This window comes from Streptomyces sp. NPDC007157 (assembly GCF_040634235.1).
In the GTDB taxonomy this organism is placed as follows: Bacteria; Actinomycetota; Actinomycetes; order Streptomycetales; family Streptomycetaceae; genus Streptomyces.
Map to the genome: position 1 here is coordinate 1 of NZ_JBEYFE010000003.1, position 24107 is coordinate 24107.

General features: G+C 70.7%; 16 protein-coding genes. 9 read left to right on the top strand and 7 right to left on the bottom strand.

Going from position 1 to position 24107, the window contains the following annotated elements; translation table 11 throughout:
• Window positions 1-138: 138 nt before the first annotated feature.
• Both ABZ642_RS05715 and ABZ642_RS05720 read left to right on the top strand, forming a co-directional pair.
• Entirely contained in the window at window positions 139-3591 is a 3453-nt protein-coding gene (locus tag ABZ642_RS05715) for a phosphodiester glycosidase family protein (RefSeq protein ID WP_360477649.1), read from the top strand.
• Window positions 3592-4279: 688 nt separating this feature from the next.
• Entirely contained in the window at window positions 4280-4675 is a 396-nt protein-coding gene (locus ABZ642_RS05720) for a peptidoglycan-binding domain-containing protein (protein ID WP_360477652.1), read from the top strand.
• Window positions 4676-4930: 255 nt separating this feature from the next.
• Here ABZ642_RS05720 and ABZ642_RS05725 read toward each other — a convergent pair whose 3' ends face one another.
• The 5 genes from ABZ642_RS05725 to ABZ642_RS05745 all read right to left on the bottom strand — a co-directional run bounded on the left by ABZ642_RS05725 (window position 4931) and on the right by ABZ642_RS05745 (window position 10951).
• Complete coding sequence (locus tag ABZ642_RS05725) at window positions 4931-6286, bottom strand: beta-1,3-glucanase family protein (RefSeq protein WP_360477655.1); 1356 nt, start codon at window positions 6284-6286, stop codon at window positions 4931-4933.
• A 698-nt stretch (window positions 6287-6984) separates the two neighbouring features.
• The gene (gene galE, locus ABZ642_RS05730) at window positions 6985-7980 is read right to left on the bottom strand and encodes a UDP-glucose 4-epimerase GalE (protein WP_360477658.1); all 996 of its coding nucleotides are present in this window, start codon (window positions 7978-7980) and stop codon (window positions 6985-6987) included.
• Window positions 7981-8110: 130 nt separating this feature from the next.
• Window positions 8111-9349 (bottom strand): 4-hydroxybenzoate 3-monooxygenase, encoded by a 1239-nt coding sequence (locus tag ABZ642_RS05735; RefSeq protein WP_360477661.1) that lies wholly within the window; start codon window positions 9347-9349, stop codon window positions 8111-8113.
• 428 nt (window positions 9350-9777) lie between these two features.
• Window positions 9778-10023: a DUF5133 domain-containing protein gene (locus ABZ642_RS05740; RefSeq protein ID WP_360477664.1), complete on the bottom strand. Its 246-nt coding sequence runs from the start codon at window positions 10021-10023 to the stop codon at window positions 9778-9780.
• 367 nt (window positions 10024-10390) lie between these two features.
• Window positions 10391-10951: an EF-hand domain-containing protein gene (locus ABZ642_RS05745; RefSeq protein WP_360477667.1), complete on the bottom strand. Its 561-nt coding sequence runs from the start codon at window positions 10949-10951 to the stop codon at window positions 10391-10393.
• Between the two features lie 301 nt (window positions 10952-11252).
• On the opposite strand from ABZ642_RS05745, the gene ABZ642_RS05750 reads away from it, so the two are divergent.
• On the top strand, window positions 11253-12071 hold the full coding sequence (locus ABZ642_RS05750) for a ricin-type beta-trefoil lectin domain protein (protein WP_360477670.1): 819 nt from the start codon (window positions 11253-11255) through the stop codon (window positions 12069-12071).
• 84 nt (window positions 12072-12155) lie between these two features.
• Window positions 12156-13283 (top strand): glycoside hydrolase family 19 protein, encoded by a 1128-nt coding sequence (locus ABZ642_RS05755; RefSeq protein ID WP_360478869.1) that lies wholly within the window; start codon window positions 12156-12158, stop codon window positions 13281-13283.
• Window positions 13284-13510: 227 nt separating this feature from the next.
• Here the strand turns inward: ABZ642_RS05755 and ABZ642_RS05760 are convergent, their stop codons facing one another.
• Window positions 13511-14380 (bottom strand): alpha/beta hydrolase, encoded by an 870-nt coding sequence (locus tag ABZ642_RS05760; RefSeq protein WP_360477673.1) that lies wholly within the window; start codon window positions 14378-14380, stop codon window positions 13511-13513.
• 550 nt (window positions 14381-14930) lie between these two features.
• Here ABZ642_RS05760 and ABZ642_RS05765 point away from each other — a divergent pair.
• Both ABZ642_RS05765 and mgrA read left to right on the top strand, forming a co-directional pair.
• Window positions 14931-18707: a family 78 glycoside hydrolase catalytic domain gene (locus tag ABZ642_RS05765; RefSeq protein ID WP_360477676.1), complete on the top strand. Its 3777-nt coding sequence runs from the start codon at window positions 14931-14933 to the stop codon at window positions 18705-18707.
• Window positions 18708-18952: 245 nt separating this feature from the next.
• Window positions 18953-19996: an L-glyceraldehyde 3-phosphate reductase gene (gene mgrA, locus ABZ642_RS05770; protein ID WP_360477679.1), complete on the top strand. Its 1044-nt coding sequence runs from the start codon at window positions 18953-18955 to the stop codon at window positions 19994-19996.
• A 143-nt stretch (window positions 19997-20139) separates the two neighbouring features.
• Here the strand turns inward: mgrA and ABZ642_RS05775 are convergent, their stop codons facing one another.
• Window positions 20140-21192, bottom strand: coding sequence for a serine hydrolase domain-containing protein (locus tag ABZ642_RS05775; RefSeq protein WP_360477682.1), 1053 nt, complete (start codon window positions 21190-21192; stop codon window positions 20140-20142).
• Window positions 21193-21450: 258 nt separating this feature from the next.
• On the opposite strand from ABZ642_RS05775, the gene ABZ642_RS05780 reads away from it, so the two are divergent.
• From ABZ642_RS05780 to ABZ642_RS05790, 3 genes are all read left to right on the top strand, one after another.
• Complete coding sequence (locus ABZ642_RS05780) at window positions 21451-22119, top strand: response regulator transcription factor (protein ID WP_360477685.1); 669 nt, start codon at window positions 21451-21453, stop codon at window positions 22117-22119.
• Window positions 22116-23228, top strand: a complete 1113-nt coding sequence (locus ABZ642_RS05785; RefSeq protein WP_360477688.1) for a histidine kinase — start codon at window positions 22116-22118, stop codon at window positions 23226-23228. Before ABZ642_RS05780 ends, ABZ642_RS05785 begins: the two co-directional genes overlap by 4 nt.
• Window positions 23229-23473: 245 nt before the next feature.
• Window positions 23474-24094, top strand: a complete 621-nt coding sequence (locus ABZ642_RS05790; RefSeq protein WP_360477691.1) for a histidine phosphatase family protein — start codon at window positions 23474-23476, stop codon at window positions 24092-24094.
• Window positions 24095-24107 lie beyond the last annotated feature (13 nt).

A 24107-nucleotide genomic window follows, 5' to 3' on the forward strand; every position in this document is an offset into this window, starting at 1 on the left:
GGCGCCTGCCGCCCCCTCTCCCCCCCGCTGCCACACACCACCCCCGCCCCCTGCGTCGCGCGGGCGGCCCGGGGGGGGGGGGGGGGGGGGGGGCCCCCGCCCCCCCCCCCCCCCCACGACCGCAAGGACAGAACCCACATGACACTTCGCGAGAAGAGACCCGCCACCGCGGGCGCGCGCCGCACGGCCGTGGCCGCGGTGACTCTGGCGCTCATCGGCGCCGTGACCGCGGCGGGCACCGCCTCCGGTTCCGACGCCGCCACGGCCACGGACGGCCACGGCCACTCCGCACCGCGCAACTGGCTCCCGGAGACCCCGGAGAACTGGCCGCTGGTGGTGGACCGGACCCGTACCGCGTCCGAGACCGTCACCCGCGGCCTGAAGCACTACAGCGAGACCTACGACACCGTCGGCGGCCGTCAGCACATCCAGGTGCTCCAGGCCGACCTGACCGACCCGAATCTGCGGGTGGGCATGGTCGAGGCCGGCGACACCCTCACCAACCCGGCGGACGAGACACCGTCTTCGATGGCCCACCGCACCCACGCGGTGGCGGGTGTCAACGGCGACTACTTCGAGATCCACGGCAACGGACGTCCCGTCGGCGGCGTGATGACCGACGGCCGGCTCCTGAAGAGCCCCAAGGCGGGCTTCGCCTCCCAGCTCGGCGTCAAGTCCGACGGCACCCTGGTCATGGGGCCCGAGACCTTCTCCGGCACCCTCACCGCCGGGACCGCGACCCGTGCGCTCACCTCGGTGAACACCGTCAACGACGTGGCCGGCGGAGGCATCACGGAGGTCACCTCCGACCTCGGCGAGACCCCGGGCCTGACCAAGGCGTCCACGCTGGTGACCGGGCACAGCACCGACGGCGGCTTCGTCGTCGACCGGGTGCTGACCGGCCTCACCACCGTGCCGCGCCTGGCCGCGGACGAGACCGGCCTGCTGGGCGCCGGCGACGGCGGAGAGTGGCTCACCGACACCCTGCACGCCGGCGACACCGTCCAGATCGCCACCCGGCTGTCCCCCGATAACGATGTCATCCAGCTGATCAGCGGCGTCGACACCCTCGTCAAGGACGGCAAGGTCTACCACGACCCGACCGGCACCCCGCCGAGCGGCGCCAACCCGGAGACCGCCGTCGGCATCACCAAGGACGGCAGCCACGCGATCGTCGTCGCCGTCGACGGCCACGGCGGCTCCGACACCGCCTTCGGCGTGACCCCGGAGCAGGCCGCGGGCTACCTGGTCGCGCACGGCGCGTACACCGGAATGCTCTTCGACGGCGGCGGCTCCACCGGCATGGTCAGCCGGGCCCCCGGCGCCGACCGGGCCGAGGTCGTCAACACGCCCTCCGACCTGCCCGGCAACACCGAACGCCCGGTCGCCAACGGCATCTTCTTCTACTCGACGGCCAAGAAGCCGGGTGCCGCCACCAAGGTGGTCGTGAACGACGGGGAGACGGTCACCACCGTCACCGGCGGCTCCATCCCGCTGCCGGTGCACTCCGTCGACCGGTTCGCCAACCCGGCGGACGGCGAGACCCATGTGCGCGTCGAGCCCGCGGGCCTGGCCACCTACGAGGACGGCAGGCTCACCCCGCACCGCTCCGGTACCGGCCGGATCGTCGCCTGGAACGGCAAGGCGTCCACCTCCGAGAAGCTGGAGGTCGTCAGCAGGCTGAAGTCCCTCACCGTCTCCCCGGACCAGGCCGACCTCGACAACGGCGCCACCCAGCAGCTGGCCCTGTCCGCCACCGACCAGGACGGCGACCAGGTGCGGATCCCCGCAGAGGCGGCCACCTGGAAGACGGACCCGGCGAACCTCGGCGGCGTGGACGCCCACGGCCTGTTCACCGCGAGCGCCGACGACGGCGGGCTCGCCGAGGTGACCGCGAGCGTCGCGGGTGCCACCGGCACCACGTCGATCGCGGTCGGCAGCGTCAGCAAGGTCATCGACCCGATGAACAGCCTCGACCACTGGCGCCTCAGCAACAACACGACCGGCAAGCCGGCCACGCTGACCGCCGACGCCGGGGTCGTACCGCCCGGCTCCACCGAGTCCGGATCGCTGAAGCTCGACTACTCGATGCCGGCCGGCTCCGGCGTGAAGCAACTCGTCCTCACCCCGAACGTCACCCTCAAGACCGATACCGCGGGCGGCCATGTACCGACCGCCATCGGCATGTGGATCAAGGGCGACGGCAACGGCATCGAGCTGGCCGAACGCTACCTCGGCGTCAACGGCTCGGCGACCACGCTGTATCCGACCTACGTCACCTGGAAGGACTGGCACCTCGCCATCGCGCAGCTGCCGGCCGGCATGCAGTTCCCGCTGACCATCAGCTTCGTCGACTTCCTGGCCATCAGCCCGAGCACCGCCTACAGCGGCTCACTCGACGTGGCCGGTCTGCAGGCGCTGTACTCCCCGCGGCCGGTGACCGTGCCCGAGTACCACGCCGTGCCGAACAACCCCAAGTGGCTCTCGTACGAGGAGGACTCGGCGGACTTCGCCCGGCACGGCAGCACCCTGCTCACCGGTGACGACGCCCACCTGCTCGCCTCCGACCCGAAGTCGGTCAGCGGCAACGTGATGGACTCCATCGCCGGGCGGCTGCCCACGCTCACCCCGCAGGCCCGGCCGGACGGCGCCCAGTTCCTCGGCGACATGTCCGACGACGGCAAACTCGCCGACCTCCAGTTCGCCAAGTCCAAGATGGACGCCCTCGGTGTTCCCGGGCGGGACATCGTCGGCAACCACGAGATCACCCAGGGCGCCGACGCCGAGAACGGCAACTACAGCGACACCTTCGGCGACACCCACTACGCCTACAGCGAGGGCGCGGCGCGGCTCATCGTCACCGACAACTCGCACGGCAGCCTCCAGTCCTCGGACCCCTTCCAGGACCCCGAGGGCGCCCAGTACCCGTGGCTGGTCCAGCAGTTGACCGACACCACCGCCAAGGACGTCCTGGTCGTCACGCACATGCCCGCCTACGACCCGCACCCGGCCGCGAACAGCCAGTTCACGGACCGCTGGGAGGCACGCATGTATCTGCGGCTGGTGCAGCGCTACCAGCAGACGCACCCGAAGCAGCACGTGATCATGATGTACGGTCACGCCCGCGGCTTCGCCGAGCAGATCCTCGACCCCGAGGGCCACAGCACCACCGCGGAGAAGGGCGGCATCCCGCAGTTCACCTTCGCCGACCTCGGGATGCCCGCGTACGCACCCGCGGACCAGGGCGGCTTCTACCACTTCGGGCTGATCCGGATCGGTGACGACGGCGACCTCCAGTACACCGTCGAGCCCGCGCTGGCCTCGATCACCGTCCAGGGCCCCGAGGACCCGATCGCCAAGGGAGACCACGTCACCCTGACCGCGACCGGCGACCAGGTGGCCGGGGACAACATCGCACCGCTCACGATTCCGATCGCGGACCCCGCCTCACACGTGTGGTCCTCGGCGGACCCGAAGATCGCCTCGGTGGACCCGTCCACCGGAGCCGTGACCGCCCACCGCCCCGGCACGGTCACCGTCTCGGTGACCTCCGGCGGCGTCACGGGCGACGCCCAGGTCGTCGTACGGTGACGCGCTGACCCGGTGAGGGGGTGCCCGGCACCGACCGGACACCCCCTCGCCATGCGGCAGCTGACCCCACGCGACCTCGACCTGCCGGTGGCACTCGTACGTCGCCCGGCCGGCGATCCCGATCGGAGCGAGGACTGGCCGCTGGAAGGCACGACTGCCGATATCGAGATCTGGTGGGCCGACAGCCGTCAGCAGATCCGGCTGAAGCCGTCCGACTCGCGGTACCTACGGGAGGACTTCACAGACTTCGTGAGCCTTCCGGCCACATTGGTCACGCGGGGTCGGTCAACCCGTTCGAGATCCGGGGTCTCGGCCCTTCACCGAGATGCTGGCCGCACTTCCGCATCAGCGCCTCCGGCCACATCCTGGCGTGCGAGTTCATCGAGATGCGGGCGAAAGAGTGAATCCTCGTACCGGCCGTGTGGAAGAGGGGCGCGGCCTCGCCGAAGAGGCCACGCCTGGAGTGACGGCGTACGCACCCTGTTTCGGGATCACGCCCGGGTGAGCTGGGTCCACACCCGCAGGGGGGTGGCCGCCTGTCGGCGTCGCTCTGCTCCGCGCGCCACCCCTTACGCCCTGTAGCGCTACGTGATCGATCAGTCACTCTTGGTGTGCACACGTTCGGGGCGGTTCCGTTGAGGGCCGCTCGGCCACTCGACCCGGTGCCGGTCACCACCGAAGGAGCATCATGCAGATCACACGAGGTCTCACAACCTCTGTCGCCGCCCTCGTGCTGGCCGCCGCGGCCGCTGTCGCCGCCGCGGCTCCCGCTCCCGCGCGGACGCCGCCCGCCGCCACTGCCCCGGTCCGTGCCGCAGGCGCCTCAGCAGTGGACGATCCCGCCTTCTGCGGCTTCGACAACCGGCTCACGCCGCCCACGATCCGGGAGGGCGCCGCCGGGGACACGGTGCGCGAGGCCCAGTGCCTGCTCCAGCTCTGGGGCTTCTACGTGGGCCCGAGGGGAGTCGACGGCGCCTTCGGTCCCCTCACCACCAGTGCCGCCAAGTCATTCCAGACCAGTCGCGGCCTGGCCGCCGACGGCATCATCGGCCCGAACACGTGGACGAGGCTGCGCAACGGGTGAGTTCACCCGCCCTGGCTCGCCGTGGAGGCCTGCCGGCGGGCGGCGGCCGGCGGGCGGGCGGCCACGCCCACGGCCGTCGCTACCGTGCATGGCTTCCCCCACTCACCCCTTCGTCGGCCAGGAGCCCCGCGGACGGTGCCGTTGTTCGGGGTCTCGAACTCCGCAGCCGGCGGGTCCGGCCGGGTCGGGTGTGACCCGGCAGGGCCCACCGGTCGGGGGATCAGTGGGGGTTCGGCGTCCGCGCCACCGGATCGGTTACCAGCCGACGGCGACCAGGAGCCACTGCGGGTTGGCGTGGGAGACGAAGGAGGACTGGCCCGCCACGTCGTCGTAGGGGAAGCCGTAGGCGAGGTGGTTGATGGCGTTGTCGTGCCAGAACTTGGCGTAGTAGTTCGCCGGTGCCGCCGTGTAGAACTGGGTGGGGTCGGACTGCTGGGAGGCCGGCAGGGTGGCGACGTGGCGGTTGAGGGCGGCGCACATGTTCGGGTTGGCTGCCAGGGAGGCGGCGCAGCCGAAGATGTCGGAGGTGGCCGCGTTCACGCCCACCGACTGGGCGTACGAGGTGAAGTAGTTCGCGTTGGCGCCGCCCGCGCGGAAGCTCGGGTCGCTGCCGGGCGCGATGATCCGGTAAGGGGCCTGGGTCTGGGCCAGCACCTTGAACTGGCTGGGCACCGCGTCGGTGAAGCGCTGGAAGGTGGTGGCGCGGTCCTCGGCGAAGGTCTGCCGGTTCTCGCCGACCTCGGCGTCGTAACCGTCCTTGGTGTGCAGGCGCATGGCCAGCTTCAGGCCGAAGGCGTCGACCCGGGTGGTGTTGCCGTTGAAGACGTTGTTGCCGACCGTGAACTCGATGAAGTCGTAGTACGAGCTGTTGGGCGAGCCCAGGTAGAAGTACATGCGGCCCGCGGAGTTGGCCGGCATGTCGAGGTAGGGCTGTTCGGCGATGGAGTGCACCTGGCCGTTGAAGCTCCAGTACACCTGGCTGTCGGGGTACTTGCCGTTGGTGCGATTCAGGATCTTCACCTCGACGGCGTTGTTCGCCGCGGGTATGTCGCTGGTGCTGCCCCAGAAGTCGTCCGGCGGGGTGGTGCTGCCGGGGCCGTAGACCTGGAACTCCCACAGGGAGTATCCGTAGGGGGTGCCCCGCGCGGTGCCGTAGACGCGGACGTAGCGGCCGCTGCCGGTGATGGCGAGGTTCTGGGTTCCGCCGGTGGCGGTGGTGGTGGAGTAGACGGTGGTCCAGGTGGTGGCGTCGGTGGAGGTCTGGATCTGGAAGGCGGTCGCGTAGGCGGCCTCCCAGTTCAGGGTGACGCGGCTGAGTTGCTGGACGGACCCGAGGTCGACCCGTAGCCATTGCGGGTCGGCGAAGGCCGAGGACCAGCGGGTGCCGGTGTTGCCGTCGACCGCCGCGCTCGCGGGGAAGGACCCGTTCTCGGTCGAGGAGGCGGTGGCCGGCTTGCCCTGGGACAGCAACTGGTCGGCGGCGTGCGCGGGCGACGGTGCGACGACCGCGAAGAAGGCGGCGACCAGGACGACGACCAGGCCGAGAGCCAGGCGTGGGCCTGCGGCGCCGGCCGGTGGTCTGCGGGTGGGTGCGCTGGCGGAACTCTGCATGCGGAGTCTCCTCAAGCCGGGGCGGCGTGCGTGGGGATGGAGCAACAGCAGATGGGAGAGCGCTCCCTCGGGTTGTAGACCCATCGGTGTCCGCCGTCAACAACTGAAGCTGAAAGCAATCGGGTTGCGGCCTTGCCTACGACACGGTGCTGGTCTCGGCGCCGGCCCCGCGCACCATGCGCCCACCGCATTCAGTTTCCGACCGCACAGACGGTCCCAAGTAGGCCCGTTTCTGCAACCCTTGACGCAACCGGTACGGACCTTTTGTGCCGCCGCCCCAGGGAGGTCGTGCGGTGTCCCCCAGGCGTGACCGGGACCGAGGCTGGTCGCGCTGTGCCGAGCGGGGAACGGTGGTGGCGTTCTTCCAGCCGGTCCTGCCGTCCTTGCCGGAAGGGCATGTAGCCGGAGCCTGCGACGAGTTCGGCGTTCGGGGCGGGGTTCTCCGAGGAGACGCGCAGGGTGTGGTCGCCCCGGCGGTTCAAGATGGCGCATGTCCTCCCCACGAGCATGAATGGACATCGCTTCGAAACGCCACTTGCAAGATCTTCGCCTGCCGGCGACGAGAGGCAGCCGTCGAAGACGGACCCCCGCTACGGCCGCGTCGGCTTGCTCGGCAGGGACGAACTCGGCGTCCCCTCCGGCCCGTTCACCGGAGAGGGGGCAGCCCATGCGTCAACGCTCGCCCCCTGCGTCAGCCTTCAGTCCTTCAGCAGTTCGTCGCGCACCGGCATCCAGTCCAGGGCGGACCGGATGCCGTCCTCCAGGGACAGCTTCGGTGTCCACCCCAGCAGCTCGGCCGCCCGGTCGCTCTTCGTGTAGCTCCCGGCGACGTCACCGGGCCGCCGGTCGGTGTCGATGGTTACCAGGGGCGTACTGACGACGTCGTTGAACGCGGCGCACAGTTCCCGAACCGTGGTTCCCGAGCCGGTGCCCAGGTTGATCGCGATCGAGCGCCTCGACCCCACGAGGATGGAGTCGAAACGCTCGATCGCCGCGATGTGTGCCGCGGCGAGGTCCCAGACGTGCACGTAGTCCCGGATGCCCGAGCCGTCGCGTGTCGGGTAGTCCGTCCCCGTGACCGGGAACGGACGGCCTTCCTCATGCGCCGTGATGAGCACGCCCAGGGCATGACTCGGCCGCTTGAGTTGGAGCCCGGTCCGCAGTTCCGGGTCGGCCCCGACCGGGTTGAAGTAGCGCAGAGACAACACGCGCGGCCCCGCCACGGCGATGTCGGCGAACATCTCCTCGCAGACGGCCTTGGTCCGTGCGTAGGGACTCTGCGGCGCCAGCGGCGAGTCCTCGTCGACGGGCGAGCCGTCCTCGGCCTGATAGATGGAAGCCGAGCTGCTGAAGACGATGCGGTCACAGCCGTTGCGGTGCAGGTGGCCGACGAAGGCCAGGCTCTTGGCCACGTTGGCCTCGTAGTAGCCGATCGGGTCCGCGACGGACTCGGGCACCACGATCAGTGCCGCGCAGTGCACCACCGCGGAGATGTCCGGGTGCTCCGAGAAGATCCGTTCGACCAGTGCCCCGTCCGCGATGTCGCCCTCGTAGAAGGTGCGGCCCTCGGTGAACTCGCGGCGGCCCCGAACCAGGCTGTCGAGGATCACGGGGGTGATGCCTGCGTCCAGGCAGGCCGAGGCGACCGTGCTGCCGATGTAACCGGCTCCCCCGGCGATCAGGACCTTCACCACGAAGTTTCTCTCCCGGCCTCGCTGCAGCCCCAGTCGGGCGACCGGCGGCAAGCCTAGCCGAGAGACCTGCTGGGCAGCCGAGGATCTCCCGCCTCGTCGGCGCTTCGCCGTCCGTGCGTTCCCGTCGTGGTCAGCGGCCCGTGGCCGCGGGGTGGTCCTGGGCCGGGTCGAGGCCGGTCATGAGTTCCGCGAAGGCCTGTGCGGCGGTCTGGGAGGTGAAGAGGCGGTCGAGGCGGGCGCGGGCCAGGTTGCGCAGGAAGGGGCCGCAGTGGGTGTCGTCGCCGGCGTCGTGGACCGTGCGGGTCAGCCAGTGGGAGAACTCCTGGTCGCTCCACACGCGCCGCAGGCAGCGCTCGGAGTAGGTGCGCAGGCCGGTGTCGTCGTGGTGCTGGACGTGGTCGCGGACGGCGCGGGCGAGGAGATCGGCGTCGTACAGGGCGAGGTTCATGCCTTTTCCGCCCATGGGGGACACGATGTGGGCGGCGTCCCCGACGAGGTACAGGCGGCCGTACTGCATGGGGTCGTGGACGAGGCTGCGCAGCCGGAAGGTCTCGCGGTCGGTGATCGGGCCCGCGGTCAGGGCGGGGTCGGCGAGCCGGGTGCGCAGCGCGTCCCAGACGCGGCTGTCGGGCCAGGCGCCCGGGTGGTCGTCGGGCGGGCACTGGAGGTAGTAGCGGCTGCTGTGCGGTCCGCGGGGGAAGTGTGCGGCGAAGCCGTGCGGGCTGACGGCGAGCAGCGGGTGGGCCGGGGGCGGGGCGTCGGCCAGGACGGTGAGCCAGCCGATGCCGTGGTCGAAGGTGTGGGCGGTGAGGTGGCCGTCGGGGACGGCGGCGCGGGTGACGCCGTGCTCGCCGTCGCAGCCGGCGACGAAGGCGCAGGTGATCGTGTGCACGGTGCCGTCGGCGGAGCGGTAGCTGACGGTGGGGCGGTCGCCGGTCAGATCGTGGAGGGTGATGTCGGCCGTCTCGTAGCGCACCTCGCCGCCGTCGGCGAGGTGGGTGGCGGTGAGCTTTTGGACCAGGACCTGCTGGGGGCACAGACGCGCCCCGGGGCCCTCGGATCCGTCGCTGTCGTCGACGAGGTGGCTCTTGCCGTCCACCCGGAACTCCAGGATGCCGTCGTGGGGTGGGCCGCCCAGCACCAGGTCGGCCAGCCCCCAGGACGCGAACATCCGCACCGCGCGGCTCTCCACGATGCCGGCCCGCTGCCGCTGTGCCACGTGCTGGCGGCTACGGCGCTCCAGGACGATGCTGTCGACGCCGCATCTGCGCAGCAGACTGGCGACGGTCAGCCCGGCCGGGCCCGCGCCGATCACCACAACGGTCGTGGATTCCGGGACCTCGTCCAACTTCCGCTCAGCCTGGGCCACTTGGCACCTCCTGGATCAGCCTAGCGCCGAGTGGGCCGGGCGAGGCGACGTGCTCCCGGTGGGCCGCGCCGATCGCCGGCTATGTGGTCGCGCTCCTGACGATCCGACGGAAACTCCGCTGGAAGGGACCGCCGTCCAGGAGGAACCCGCCCGATCCTGCGCGGCCCGGGACGTCGTGCGGAAGCACGGCAGCACGGCAGCACGGAACCGGAACGCGCGGTGGGCCGGAAGCGGATCCGGCGCACCTTGCGGACGGCCTCTGGGCGCTGGCCGGGCCGCAGCTGTACACGCAGCTCACAGCGGGGCGGGGCTGGTCGGCCGACACGTACGAGGAGTGGCTGGCCGGCACGCTCATGGCCACGCTCCTGCGGTCTGCTCACCCGAAGCGGTAGGCCTTCGGCGGGGCGGCGGAGTTGGAGGGGTCGTGCCTACGCGGCCAGGGTCTCGTCCTCGCGGGCGCTTCCCCCCTGGCCGGAGCGGTAGCCCTGCAACAGGGTGTCCGCCGCGTGCAGGGCCTGCTCCGCGTCGGTCGCTCCGGTCATCACGCACAGCGTGTACGTGGCGTCCTCCAGCAGGCGGCTGGTGCGGCCGCTGGGGCGAACGTCGTGCTCGATGCGCGCGTCGGCGAACCGGGCCAGTGCGGCACGCAGTTCCTTCTCCGCCGGAAGAATCATGACGATTCCCACTCCCCCAAGCTCGGCTCGCGGGCGCGTCGGCGCCACCGCGAGGCACAGGTTGCACAGGTGGCGTCGTGCGCCACTCTTCGACGCGGGACCGCGCCGAGCGAACCTCCGTCTGCCCCGCGACTGGAGTTCCACACCTGGATGGTTGAAGAGGTCCACCGCGACGGGGGGCGGTGTCACGGACCCGCCTCCCGTCCGAGGCGCGGGAGGGTGATGTCCCGGGCCCGTGCGATCTACTCTCCCTTCCGTGCCGGCGAGAGCTTCGTCGCCGGCCCCGAACAGGCCTTGGCCCCGAACAGGCCTCGGCGTCCGCCAGGAGTCGACTACCGGCCTGTTCGATCAGAGTCGCCAAGGACGTCTACCAAACCTGGGGCGGTTCACCGCACATCAGGTTGCCGGGTTCGCTGGGGTCGTCACTGGTCCAGAACTGGGTCCACAGGGCGGCGAACTCCGGGCGGCTGAGGTAGCCGTCGCCGTCCTGGTCGAGGCGGTCGAACACCTCCCCGGTCTCGATGGCCTGTCCGTGCCATGTGTCGATCAAGCGCTTGTGTTCGCCGCGGCTGATCCGCCCGTCGCCGTTCTCGTCCACCGCGTCGAAGACGGTGTCGGCCGTGGCGGTGACAGCCTCCGGGACGGAAGGCAACAGGTCGACCATGGCAAGGAGATCATCCATGTCGATCCGGCCGTCCCCGTCCGCGTCGACAGCGGCCGACAGCTGCTGCCACCACCCTCTCATCACGTTCTCCACCCGCACCGCCAGCTCCGACTCCGCCCTCACACGCGGCAGCCGGCCCCAACGGACCGCGAGCGCCGCGAAATCCTCCTCCTCCAGGTAACCGTTGCCGTCGGCGTCGAACGCGTCGAACATCGCCCGAAGCTTGTTCCGCTGGAACTCACTGGCCATCACATGCCTCCTCACGCAGCACTGAGGAGATGCTGTCCGCAGGTGCCACTCCCCCAACGGCGCACGCGATCACTGGCCCACAGGCCGACGACTCCGCCAGCCGGGCCGACGCTACGAGCGCCGGTTTGGACCTCGCCGAAGGCAGAACCGACGAGACCTCCGATGCCGCGGCAGTGCGGCATCGCGCATGTCATGTTCACATCTTGACGGACTTGGTATAGACCTTTAGCTTTCCCGATGTCAGGTCTTCCTGGCGTGCGTCCTGTCGGTGTCCGCCACACCAACGTGCCACCTCGGAAAGGCTTCCTCACCCCCCATGGCTGCTCACTCTTCCTTCCTCACCACCGCGTTACGCGGAACTCCTCTCATAGCCCTGCTGGCCTTGTCGATCAGTCCGTTGACCGCGGCACCGGCGGCCGCGGCGACCGGCACGGTCACGGGCCTCGCCGGCAAGTGCCTCGACGTCGCCGGCGCCAACTCTGCCGACGGCACCCCGGTGCAGCTCTACGACTGCAACGGCACCAGCGCCCAGCAGTGGACCCCAGGCGCCGACAACACCCTGCGCGCCCTGGGCAAATGCCTCGACGTCACCGCCAACTCCACCGCTGACGGCGCCAAGGTCCAGCTGTGGTCCTGCACCGGCGCCGCCAACCAGCAATGGACCGTCACCGCCGCCCACGACATCGTCAACCCCGCGGCGAACAAGTGCCTCGACGTCACCGACCGCTCCTCCGCGAACGGTGCGCGGATTCAGATCTGGACCTGCACCGGCGCCGACAACCAGAAGTGGAACGCTCCCGCGGAACAGGGCGGCGAACAATGCTGGGCCACGCACTACGGCCCCCAACCGCCCGGCGCCCTGACCGCCAGCGGCGAGGTCTTCGACAACAACGCCGACACGGTCGCCACCTCCCTCTCCCGCCAGCCCCAACTGCCCTTCGGTACGCGCGTCCAGGTCACCAACGTCGCCAACGGCCGGTCCCTGACCGTACGGGTCAACGACCGCGGCACGTTCGTCCAGACTCCGCAGGAGCCCAAGTGCCTTGATCTGACCGACGGCGCGTTCAGCCGGCTCGGCGGCGTCCTCGACCCCGACGCCGGACACATCGTCGTGACCCAGCAGGTCCTCGGCTGAGACGTCTGCCCCCGCAGGCCGGTCACGCGCTCTCACCCCCTCGTTTCACGTCAGGAGCAGCTCTCCATGCGCCTTCCTCTCCTCATGTCCCGCCTCCGCGGGCGCGGCGCCTTCGGCCGGCTGACGCTGGCCGTCGTCCTCGCCGCCGTCCTGTCCGCCCTGTTCACCGTCGCCCCGGCCCAGGCGGCGACCGGCCAGATCACCGGGCTGGCCGGCAAGTGCGTCGACGTGGCCGGCGCGAACAGCGCCAACGGCACCGCCGTCCAGCTCTACGACTGCAACGGCACCGGTGCCCAGAGCTGGTCCAACAACGGCGACGGCACTCTGCGCGCGCTCGGCAAGTGTCTGGACGTCACCAGTGGCGGCACCGCGGACGGCACGACGGTCCAGCTCTACGACTGCAACGGCTCCGCCGCCCAGCAGTGGGCCGTCAGCTCGGCCCACGACATCGTCAACCCACAGGCCAACAAGTGCCTGGACGTGACCGGCAACAACTCGGCCAACGGCACCCGGCTGCAGATCTGGACCTGCTCGGGCGGCGCGAACCAGAAGTGGAGCGCCCCCGCGAGCGGCGGTGGCGGCGGCAATCCCTCGGGCTTCGTGGTGAGTGAGGCCCAGTTCAACCAGATCTTCCCGAGCCGGAACTCGTTCTACAGCTACAGCGGCCTGACCGCCGCCCTGTCGGCCTACCCGGGCTTCGCGAACACCGGCTCCGACACCGTCAAGAAGCAGGAAGCCGCCGCCTTCCTCGCCAACGTCAGTCATGAGACCGGCGGGCTGGTGTACGTGGTCGAGCAGAACACCGCCAACTACCCGACGTACTGCGACTGGAGCCAGTCCTACGGCTGCCCGGCCGGACAGGCCGCCTACTACGGGCGCGGCCCCATCCAGCTCAGCTGGAACTTCAACTACAAGGCGGCCGGCGACGCGCTCGGCATCGACCTCCTCGACAACCCCTGGCTGGTCCAGAACGACGCGGCCGTCGCCTGGAAGACCGGCCTGTGGTACTGGAACACCCAGACCGGCCCGGGCACGATGACCCCGCACAACGCCATGGTCAACGGCGCCGGCTTCGGCCAGACCATCCGCTCCATCAACGGCTCCCTCGAGTGCGACGGCCGCAACCCGGCCCAGGTCCAGAGCCGCGTCGACGCCTACAACCGCATCACCTCCATCCTCGGGGTCAGCCCCGGCAGCAACCTGTACTGCTGATCACCGCGGAGCCTTCCCGCACGGCGGACCGGTGGAATCCCCCACCGGTCCGCCGGTGCTCCCGCGGCCGGTTCTTCCGGTGGGTGGCCGCGGCTGGTACCCGCCCCCGACGGCCGGTGCCCTGACAGCACGGGGCAGGCGGGCACGAAGACTCCGACGGTGCCAACGCGATGCCGGGGTCGGTGTCGACAGGCGGGGACGAGTCCGGCCGGTGAACCGTCGAAGCCCTACGCGTCCACGGCACCTTTGACGAATCGCCGAAGGTGCGCTCGCACAGCGTCGGGCTGCTCCAACCAGGGCTCATGCCCCGCACCCTCTACCCGGGTCAGCGGACGAGCGAGCCGGAGCGCGAGTGATTCGAGCGCCGACACAGGACGGGGATCGGCGGACCCGCCCAGGAGCTCCGCCCTCACGGGCAGGCACGCACGCAGATCGGCAACGTGCTCGTCGAGCGGATCCGCACGTCCTTCCCTGCCGAGTTCGCCGTTCATGGACCAGTTGACCGGGCGCCGCTGCCGAGCCCCCTGGGCAGCCCAGTGCCATCCGCGGTCGGGATCGGCGTGGTCGGTGAACCAGGCCAGCGTGAGCAGCTCGGCTTCCTGCTCCTCCGTGCGCTGCGGCAGTTCCTCCAATGCCCGGAGCCGCGCCCGCTGTGCGGCGGACATGCGGCGGCTGCGTTCCGCCCGGTACCCGGTCCGCCAATCACCGGTGAACGGCCCGCACATCAGCAGCATTGCGGCCACCCGGTCAGAGTGCCTCAGACAGAACCGGCTCGCCAGATCGGTGCCGTAGGAGTGGCCGATCAGCACGGCTTTGGGCACGTCCCATGCCTTGAGCAGCTCGGCAAGATCGTCGACATGCCGGGCCAAGGAATGGCGGCCCTGCCACGGGGATCGGCCGGTGCCACGCTGGTCGTACCGGTACACAGGCGCGAGGTCCCCGATCATGGAGGCGACATCGCCCAGATAGTCGGGCAGACCCGGACCGCCATGAAGCAGGATCACCGCGGGCCGCCGACTCGTGTCCCCCAGCGCCACCCATCGCAACTGTGCCCCGTCGGTCATCGACACAAGGCCCTGCGTCTCCGTCAAAGTCACCGCGAAGAACCTACCGGCATCTCCGAAACCCCGCCAAAGGTCGAAGAACAAGCGCGGGAAACGAACACGGTCCGTCCGGGCAGGCCGTATTCGGCCAGCCACGCGTGGGCTTCGGCTGCGGCGCGGGAGGGATGAGTCCGGTCGGTCTGCGGCCGACGAGGGCGGCGCCGGCGCAGCGAGTTGTTCAGCGAACGGCCCTATTGCATACGGGCGTTTGGATACGAGACATGGCCGCACCGGCGATGGCGGGACCTCCCCCTGACCGGCGCCTCGGGCGTGCTCGGTCGCCTCGCTCAGGGGTGCGCGAGTGTGTCGATGAAACGATGCGCCACCCTATTGACGCCGCTCATCAACTCTCATACATTTCCACCGCATTAACGGTTTGAAACGATTCAATCCTCCAGGCACCCTCGCGCTCAGTCGGTCACCTGCCACGAACACCGACGATCGTCCGACCCGCCGCAGACCGCGACCGGACGGGACCTCCCGTCCGCGTCCGCCGCTCACCGAGCCGCCCTGCTTCGCCCGACGCGTGTGAAGGAGTACTCCGTTGGCCAGTCAGACCACACCCCCCACCCCCGGCTCACCCGATTCGCCCGACTCCGGCTCGCGCACGCCTCACGAGGAATCCCCGGTCAGCAGACGCGGCTTCCTCGGCACGGCGTCGGCGCTGGCAGCGGGTGCTCTCGCCGCGGGTGCTGTCGGCACGTTCGCCGACCGCGCCCAGGCGGCCACCGGAACACCCCCGGTCGGACCCGTCGGACTCTCCCCGGCCCACTGGATCTGGCACCCGGAAGGCGGTCCGGGCTCCGACGCCCCCGCCGGACACCGCTACTTCCGCACGAGCTTCACCGTCGCCGAGGGCGAGGTGACCGACGCGCAGCTCGTCGTCACCGGCGACGCCTCCGTCGACGTATGGCTCAACGGGAGACCCCTCGCCGGCTCCCCCAGAGTCGCCCGGTCCTGGCGCGACGCCCTGTACGTGGACCTGCGGGCCGCCGTGACCGCGGGGACCAACACCATCGCGCTGGCGAGCCGGACCGAGGGCGGCGCGGCCGGCGTCATAGGACGGATCCGCGTGCGGACCACCGGCGGCACGACCGATGTCGTCACCGACGGCCGCTGGTCGGCGGGCAAGGACGTGCCCGCGGGATGGGAACAGCCCGGCTTCGCCGACGCCGGCTGGCCGGCCGCCCGGGATCTCGGCGCCTACGGAACGGCCCCCTGGTACTCCCGGGTGGCCGCTCCCGACCTCTCGTCCCCGTCCCCGCTGAGCGTGGCCGCCTGCACGGTGGAGCATCGCGCCCTCCCCCTGGGCGTGGACGCGGCACACCCGCGCTTCGGCTGGGTCCTCGACTCGGCGGAGCGGCAGCAGCGTCAGGGCGGCTATCGGATCCAGGTCTCGGCCACGGCCGACGGCTCCGGTGAGCTGTGGGACAGCGGGCATGTCGCGTCCGACCGGCAGGTCGACATCGCCTACGCCGGCGTGCCCCTGAAGAGCCTGACCCGCTACTTCTGGCGGGTGCGTGTCTGGGACACGCAGGGCCGGGCGGCCGCGTGGAGCAAGCCGAAGTGGTTCGAGACCGGGCTGCTGGCGCCCGCGCAGGAGTGGTCCGCCGCGTTCATCGGGCGGCCGCCGGGACCGGACCTTTCGGGGGCCACCTGGATCTGGTACCCCGAAGGCGATCCCGCGTCCGAAGCGCCCGTGGCGACCCGTTCTTTCCGGCGCACCTTCACTCTGGCGAACGCCCCCGCCGCCGCGAGCCTGATCGTCACCGGGGACGACACCGCCGACGTCTGGGTCAACGGAACCCGGGTGAGCACCTCACGACGCGTCACCGACTCGTGGAAGAACGCCGCGACGGTGGATGTCACCGCGTATCTCAAGAGCGGCGACAACACCCTCGCGGTCGCGAGCCAGAACACGACCCTCTCCCCGGCGGGACTCATCGCCAAGCTCACGGTGACGGGCGGCCCGACCGTGGTCACGGATGATGCGTGGAGGTCGCACCAGGACCCGCCCGCGGACTGGCAGAGCCCCGGATACGACGACAGCGCCTGGCCCGCCGCACGCGCGCTCGCCCCGTACGGCAGCGGTCCGTGGGGATCGAACGTCCAGGTCGCGGGGCCGGCGCCGATGCTGCGCAAGAACTTCAGCGTGCGCGGGCGGGTCGCCTCCGCACGGCTGCTGACCACCGCGCTCGGTCTTCACGAGACACGGCTCAACGGCGCGAAGGTCGGCGCCGACGTGCTGGCCCCCGGGTGGACCGACTACGCGAAGCGCCTTCAGTACAAGGTGTTCGACGTCACCGCGCACATCCGGCGGGGCGCCAACGTGCTCGGCGCCTGGCTCGGCAACGGCTGGTACTCGGGCAACCTGGGCTTCGCCGGCAGCCGGCACTACGGCACACAGCCGTTCTACGGCGCACAGCTGCTCATCACCTACACCGACGGATCCACCCAGCTGGTGACGACGGACCGGAGCTGGAAGACGGCCACCGGCGCGATCACGGCGGACGATCTGTACCAGGGCGAGACCTACGACGCGCGCCTGCACGTCGAGGGCTGGGACTCGCCGGGCTTCGACGACAGCGGCTGGACGGCCGTCGCCGTTCACGACGGGCCCGTCCCGCCACTGGTGGCGCAGGTCGACAATGGTGTCACCGTGCAGCAGGAATTCCGTCCGCTGTCGGTGACAGAGCCGCGGCCGGGGGTGTGGATCTTCGACTTGGGGCAGAACTTCGCCGGCTGGAACCGCGTCGCGGTCCGCGGCGACGCGGGCACCACGGTCACCGTCCGGCACGGCGAGGTCCTCAACCCCGACGGCACGCTCTACACGACCAACCTGCGCGCCGCCCAGGCCACCGACTCCTTCACCCTCGCCGGCACCGGGAGCGTGGAGACGTACGAACCCCGGTTCACCGTCCACGGCTACCGTTACGTCGAACTCAGCGGCCTGCCGTCCGGTTTCCGGCCCGACGCCACCACCGTCACCGGTCGAGCGGTGTGGACGGACGCCCGGCAGCCGGGCACGTTCAGCGCGTCCGACGCGCTCCTCAACAAGCTCCAGCACAACATCGTGTGGGGTGAGCGCAGCAACATGCTCTCGATCCCGACCGACTGCCCCCAGCGGGACGAGCGTCTGGGCTGGACGGGCGACATCGCCGCCTTCTGCGCGACCTCCACCTTCAACCTGGACACGCACGCCCTCCTCACCAAGTTCGTCGACGACCTCACGGACGCCCAGCAGGCGAACGGTGCCTTCACCGATGTCGCGCCCGCGGTGATCGGCGGCTCCGGCACGGCCGGCTGGGGGGACGCGGGGGTGGTCATTCCCTACACGGTGTGGCAGCGCTTCGGCGATCTCACCGTCGCGGACCGGCACTTCACGGCGATGGCCCAGTGGGTCGACTACCTGCGCGCCACGTCCGGCAGTGACCTGATACGCGATCAGCAGACCTTCGGCGACTGGCTCAACGTCGACGACAACACGGCCCAGGACCTCATCTGCACGGCCTACTTCGCCTGGTCGGCCCGCCTTGTGTCGCGCATGGCGGCTGCCACCGGCCGCAGCGCCGAGGCCACCGCCTACGGGCAGCTCGCCGACCAGGTCACAGCCGCCTTCCGCGCCCGCTTCGTCTCGGACGACGGCACGGTCCGCGGCAACACCCAGACCGGCTATGTGCTGGCCCTGGCCTTCGAGTTGCTGCCCGCGTCCCTGGTCCGGGCCGCCGCGGACAAGCTCGCCGCCAAGGTCGCTGCCACGGACGGACACCTCAGCGTCGGCTTCCTCGGCGTGGAGAACCTGCTGCCCGTGCTGGCGGACCACGGTCATGTCGAGACCGCGTACCGGATTCTACTGCAACGCGCCTTCCCGGGCTGGGGCTACATGATCGACCACGGGGCCACCACGATCTGGGAGCGCTGGGACGGCATCCGCACCGACGGCTCGTTCAACGACCCGGGCATGAACTCCTTCAACCACTACGGTCTCGGCTCGGTCGGCGACTTCCTCTACCGCCAGGTCGGCGGCCTCGGCCCCGCGAGCCCCGGTTACGCCTCCCTGCGCATCGCGCCGCTGCCCGGCGGCGGCCTGACCTCCGCCGTCAGCACCTACGACACCCCGTACGGCAGCGCGGCCAGCAACTGGGCCGTCTCCGGCGGCCGGCTCAGGCTCCACGTCACCGTGCCCGTCAACACCTCCGCAGCCGTCACCGTGCCCACCTCACGGCCGGAGTCGGTCGTCGCCCCGGCACAGGCCGTCCCGACGGGCCCGGCGACCTACCATCTGCCGGCCGGGCACTACACCTTCACGGCGGCCGTCTGACCACCAGGAGAGTACGCGGGGACGGGGCGCACGCGCCGTCCCCGCACAGCCGCCACGGCCTCCATGCCCACCGCAGAGGTCGGGCTGGGCGGCGGCCACGGCCTGCTCCGCGGGGCTCTCTTTGAGAAGTGACACCGATGAATGCGATGTGCGTGAGCTGTTGGACTCGGGAATCGCGCCAGGGCACAGTAGGCACGTTCGCCCCACGAACGGCATGAAACCCACTGTCACCTGCGGAGACCCCCATGAACCACGTCGCGGATCCCGAGCGGTACAACGGCACGATGCGCTACCGGCGCACCGGGCGTTCGGGCCTCGACCTGCCCGTCCTGTCGCTGGGCTACTGGCACAACTTCGGTGACGACCGGTCGTTCGACAGCCAGCGGGACATCGCGCTGCGCGCCTTCGACCTCGGAATCACCCACCACGACCTGGCCAACAACTACGGGCCGCCCTACGGCTCCGCGGAACTCAACTTCGGGCGGCTGCTGAAGCAGGACCTCGCTCCGTACCGGGACGAGCTGGTCGTCTCCACGAAGGCCGGCTGGGACATGTGGCCCGGCCCCTACGGCCAGGGCGGAGGCTCCCGCAAGTACCTGCTGGCCTCCCTCGACCAGTCCCTGCGGCGCACCGGCCTCGACTACGTCGACATCTTCTACTCCCACCGCCTCGACGCGAGCACGCCCCTGGAGGAGACGATGGGCGCGCTCGACACCGCCGTCCGCCAGGGAAAGGCCCTGTACGTCGGGATTTCCTCCTACGACGCCGAGCGCACCCGGCAGGCCGCCGCGATCCTGCGGGAACTGGGCACGCCCCTGCTCATCCACCAGCCGTCGTACAGCATGGTGAACCGCTGGATCGAGACGGACGGGCTGCTCGACGCGGCGCAGGAGGAGGGCTTCGGCGTCATCGGGTTCACGGCGCTGGCGCAGGGCCTGCTCACCGGGCGCTACCTCGACGGCATCCCGGAGGACTCGCGGGCCGCGGCCGGCACGTCGTTCGACACGGACTGGCTGTCGGACGACATGGTGGACAGGCTCCGCGCACTCAACGCGATCGCTCAGCGCCGTGGGCAGACCCTGGCGCAGATGGCACTCGCCTGGGCACTGCGTGACAAGCGGGTCACCTCGCTGGTCATCGGTGCGTCGCGTACCGAACAGCTCGAGCAGAACGTCGCCGCTCTGGAGAACCTGGAGTTCACCGCGGAGGAGCTGGCCGACATCGACACGTACGCCGTCGACGGCGGCGTCGACCTGTGGCACGACGCCCGGACCGGAAAGATGAACTGAGGCCGTGGGTGCGTCGGCCGGCTGCGGTCGTGCCGAGGCAACCGGTGGCCTGTGCGACGGCGAACGCGACCTCGGCGCCCCCTCGTACAGGCCGACACGGCTCGCGTCGGCGTCGGAAATGCGCCCGCGGTCACGGGGCGCGGTCAGGCGAAGGCGAGCGACCGGAACGTGTTGCGGACGTGGACGAGGGATCCGTAATCCCTGGTGTAGTAGCGCGCGTTGGTCAGCAGGACCGCCCAGCGGCCCTGCTGGGGAGACAGCCATGCGCCTGCTGCGCCGGAGCCGTAGTGCTCCCAGATGTCGTCGACTCCGGGAGCCGTTCCCTGGGCCGGGTGCCAGAACAGTCCGCCGGCGGGGACAAGTGCACCGGTCTGGGTGCGCAGTGACTCCGTGATCCAGGCGGTGCCGAAGCCCGGTCGGCCTGCGTCCCGTGCCGGCTGGAGCAGGTGGCGCAGGAAGGCCGCGAGGTCGGGGAGGACGGAGAACACCCCTGAGACGCCGCAGACGCCGCCGAGCAGGCGCGCCGACGAGGCGTGGGCGATACCCCTCAGGCGGGACCCCTTGATGTCGTCGACCTCGGTCGGCGCGCAGCGGGCGGCTGATGCGTCGGGCAAGGGGCCGTAGCGGGTGTGGGTCATACCGAGGGGCTGCCAGACTTCGGTGGCCGCGAGGTCGTCCAGGCTCCGGCCGGAGAGTTCTTCGGCGAGATAGCCGAGGACGAGGGCGGCGCGGTCGGTGTATTCCACGGCCTCCCCGGGCGGGCGACGCACGGCGTCGTGGAGGACGCCGTCGCGGATGTCCTGGGGGTCGGTGCCGTACAGGTTCGACAGGTCGGTCCGGAGCGGAATGCCTGCCGTATGGGTGAGCAGGTGGCGCGTGCTCACCCGGCCCAGCGGATGACCGCGCGCCTCGGACCAGAAGGCACCCAGTTGCTCGTCGAGGTGCAGCTTGCCGACTTCGACGAGGGATCCGATGGACGACCACACCGCGAGGACCTCCGTCAGGCCTTCGACGTCGAAGACGGTGTCGTGCCGCATCGGTTCGTCGGGCTGGTCGGGATCCAGGACCCCCGGGGTGCCGAGGGCCATGCTTCCGGAGCGGTCACCGACGGCCCAGACGGCGCCCGGGTAGACCTTGTCGCGGACACCTTCGCCGAGGAACTGGCGGATGCGGTCGATGTCGAGCTCGAGGGCCATGGTCTCCCGATCTGTCCTGGTCCGTGCGGTCTCCCGTCGCTCAGCGTAGTGAGAGGAGCGGGGCGGTCCTGGCTGCGCCACGGCAAGCCGGGCGCGCTGTTCGCCGAGGTTGCGCGCCTGCCGCCGGGGCGGTGGGCAGGCGCCGCCGCCGACCGGCTGAGGTCGCGCCGCCAACCGGCGGGTTCTGTGCGCCGGCCACGGGCGGGCAGGCTTCGCGGGGGTACGCATCGACCGGGGTATGCGAGGAGCGGAGCGCACATGATCCGGGTACTGGTGGTCGATGACGAGGCTTTGATCCGTACGGGTTTCACGCACATCCTCGAAACGGCGGACGACATCGAAGTCGTCGCGGCGGTACCCGGTGGCCAGGCCGTACAGGCGGTGCGGGAGCTGTGCCCCGACGTCGTGCTGCTCGACATCCGGATGCCGGACGTGGACGGGCTCACGATCCTGGCCGACCTCCGCCTTATGCCGGAACCGCCGGTGGTCGCCATGCTCACCACGTTCGACACCGACGAGTACGTGGCGACCGCCCTGCGTTCGGGCGCCGCCGGATTCCTGCTCAAGGACACCGATCCCGAGCAGCTTCCCTACCTGGTACGTACGCTGGCCGAGGAAGGGACCGTGCTGTCGTCCAAGGTCACCCGCCTGGTGGTGGGCGGCTACCTCGACAACAACGGTCGTGAGCCCACCGCCGTCCGTCTCACCGCTCGGCTCACCGAGCGTGAGCGTGCCGTGCTCGTCCTCATGGCGGAAGGACTCGCCAACAACGAGATCGGCGAGCGGCTGCACCTGAGTACCGGCACCATCAAGGGCCACGTGACCAACGTGCTCGGCAAACTGCGGGTGAGCAGCCGCGTGCAGGCGGCTCTGATCGCCGAGCGCGCGGGGCTGCTCCCGCACGCGCAGGACGAGGGCGCCCGGTGAGCCGCCGGAAGCCGCGTGCCGCGCTCATCGACATCGCTCTCGTCGGGGTCGCGCTGGCGGACGCCTGGGCTCACGTCGACATCGAGGACCGGCCGACCACTGCCTGCGCGGTGCTCGGCGCCCTCGCGCTGGTGCTGCGCCACCGGCTGCCCCTGACGACCTTCGTCCTCACGCTCCCCACCGGCCTGGTCACCGACGCGGTGGTCGCCCCCACGGCCGCGCTGTACACCCTGTCCTCCGTCAACCGCCACCGGTTCATGCTGGGCGGCTGCGCGCTGCTCTACGCGATCATCGACTTCCTGCCCTGGCCGTGGTCGTCCCTCGACGCCACCGAGCTGTCCCAGACGAACAGCCTGTTCCATCTCAGCTACACGCTGGCCACCGCCGCCGCTCCGGTCTTCCTGGGCCAGCTCGTCCAGGCCCGACGCGAGCTGTCGCTGCGGCTCGCCGACATCTCCGAGGCCCGCAGGCAGGAACGGCTGCTGACCGCGCAGAGCGTGCTGGCGAAGGAGCGCGCCCAGCTTGCCCGGGAGATGCACGACGTGGTCTCCCACCAGGTCAGTCTCATCGCCGTACAGGCCGGAGCGCTCCAGGTGGGCGGCCGGGACGCCCAGACGAGACAGGCCGCGGCCACGATCCGCCGCCTGAGCGTGCAGACCCTGGAGGAGCTGCGGCACATGGTCGGTGTGCTGCGGGCCTCCGGCAGCAGGCCCACGGAGCTCACCCCGCAGCCTTCGCTCGCGGACCTGGAGCACCTGCTGGAGGCCGGCGGCATCGAAGCGAAGCTGGAGATCGATGTGCCCGAGGAGCTTCCGCCCACGGTCCAGCGGGCCGTCTACCGGACCGTGCAGGAAGCTTTGACCAACGTCCGCAAACATGCCCCAGGCGCCGCCGTGACCGTCCGTATCGGGCTCAGGGAGGGTGTCCTCTGCGCCACGGTCACCAACACCGCCCCCACCCGAAGCGCGCTAGCCCTGCCCAGCGCCCACCACGGCCTGGCGGGTCTGGCCCAGCGGGCGGAGCTTCTCGGCGGTACCGTCACGTCCGGCCCCACGGATCAGGGTGGCTACGAGCTCCGGCTCGAACTGCCCCACGAGCCCGATCGGTGACCGCCGCCACGGAGGCGACCGCCCGCGCGTTCGCGGGCCGCGCGCCGGGGTCCGCCCCTGCCTCGTCCCTGCGTGCTTGCCCGCTCTGCGCGGGGGTGGGTCGGCCGGTCGGCGGGGGGGTTTCGGACACCTGGCGGATGGTGCCGGTGGGGGGCCTGCACCGACTGTGGAGCAGGTGAGGCACGAGGTGCCGGCAGCCGCCACACCGTCTGAAGCCACGCCCGGCCAGGAAAGAGGTAGGTCCCATGTCGATCCACCTGACGCTTCTGTGTGCGCCCGGCGGTGACCCCACTGTGGATCCGCTCCTCGGCGACGCCCATCTCAGCGACGAAGACATGCACATGACAGGCGCCGCGAGAGCAGTGCTCTCTCCCTGCGACTCGGCCGTCCGGGCGCCGTCGATCCGCTGCTCGGAGACTGCTGACGCCATCGGTCTCGCGGCATCGTCCGAGCCCATGCTGCGCGACCTCGACGTGGGCAGGTGGAGCGGCCGGAGTGTCAGGGACATCGCCGCAACCGACCCCACCGGGTTCACCGCCTGGCTCACCGATCCGGATGCCAGGCCGCACGACGGAGAGTCCGTACGACAGCTCTGCCGCCGGTCGGCGGACTGGCTGAGCAGCATGGCGCCGCACACCGGCCACACGGTGGCCGTCACCGAGGCAGCCGTCGTCCGGGCCGTGCTCATCGATGCTCTGGCCGTACCGGCGAGAGCGTTCTGGCATCTCGCGGTGCCGCCCCTGGGCGCGGTCTTCCTCACCTGGCAGAACGGCCACTGGGACGTCCAGTTCGGTGGCGTCTCGCCCCAGGAACCCCGGCGTCGGCTTCTCTCCCAACGAGCGCCGCTCGCGACGGGCAGGGCCTGACCGGCGCAGTCCC

What these genes read in the sequence shown, in the direction of transcription:
- ABZ642_RS05740 (WP_360477664.1), bottom strand. Translation starts at nt 10,023, where the DNA reads ATGATTCTTCCGGCGGAGAAGGAACTGCGTGCCGCACTGGCCCGGTTC.
- ABZ642_RS05715 (WP_360477649.1), top strand. Translation starts at nt 139, where the DNA reads ATGACACTTCGCGAGAAGAGACCCGCCACCGCGGGCGCGCGCCGCACG.
- ABZ642_RS05750 (WP_360477670.1), top strand. Translation starts at nt 11,253, where the DNA reads ATGGCTGCTCACTCTTCCTTCCTCACCACCGCGTTACGCGGAACTCCT.
- ABZ642_RS05775 (WP_360477682.1), bottom strand. Translation starts at nt 21,192, where the DNA reads ATGGCCCTCGAGCTCGACATCGACCGCATCCGCCAGTTCCTCGGCGAA.
- ABZ642_RS05780 (WP_360477685.1), top strand. Translation starts at nt 21,451, where the DNA reads ATGATCCGGGTACTGGTGGTCGATGACGAGGCTTTGATCCGTACGGGT.
- mgrA (WP_360477679.1), top strand. Translation starts at nt 18,953, where the DNA reads ATGAACCACGTCGCGGATCCCGAGCGGTACAACGGCACGATGCGCTAC.
- ABZ642_RS05720 (WP_360477652.1), top strand. Translation starts at nt 4,280, where the DNA reads ATGCAGATCACACGAGGTCTCACAACCTCTGTCGCCGCCCTCGTGCTG.
- ABZ642_RS05725 (WP_360477655.1), bottom strand. Translation starts at nt 6,286, where the DNA reads ATGCAGAGTTCCGCCAGCGCACCCACCCGCAGACCACCGGCCGGCGCC.
- ABZ642_RS05790 (WP_360477691.1), top strand. Translation starts at nt 23,474, where the DNA reads ATGTCGATCCACCTGACGCTTCTGTGTGCGCCCGGCGGTGACCCCACT.
- ABZ642_RS05755 (WP_360478869.1), top strand. Translation starts at nt 12,156, where the DNA reads ATGTCCCGCCTCCGCGGGCGCGGCGCCTTCGGCCGGCTGACGCTGGCC.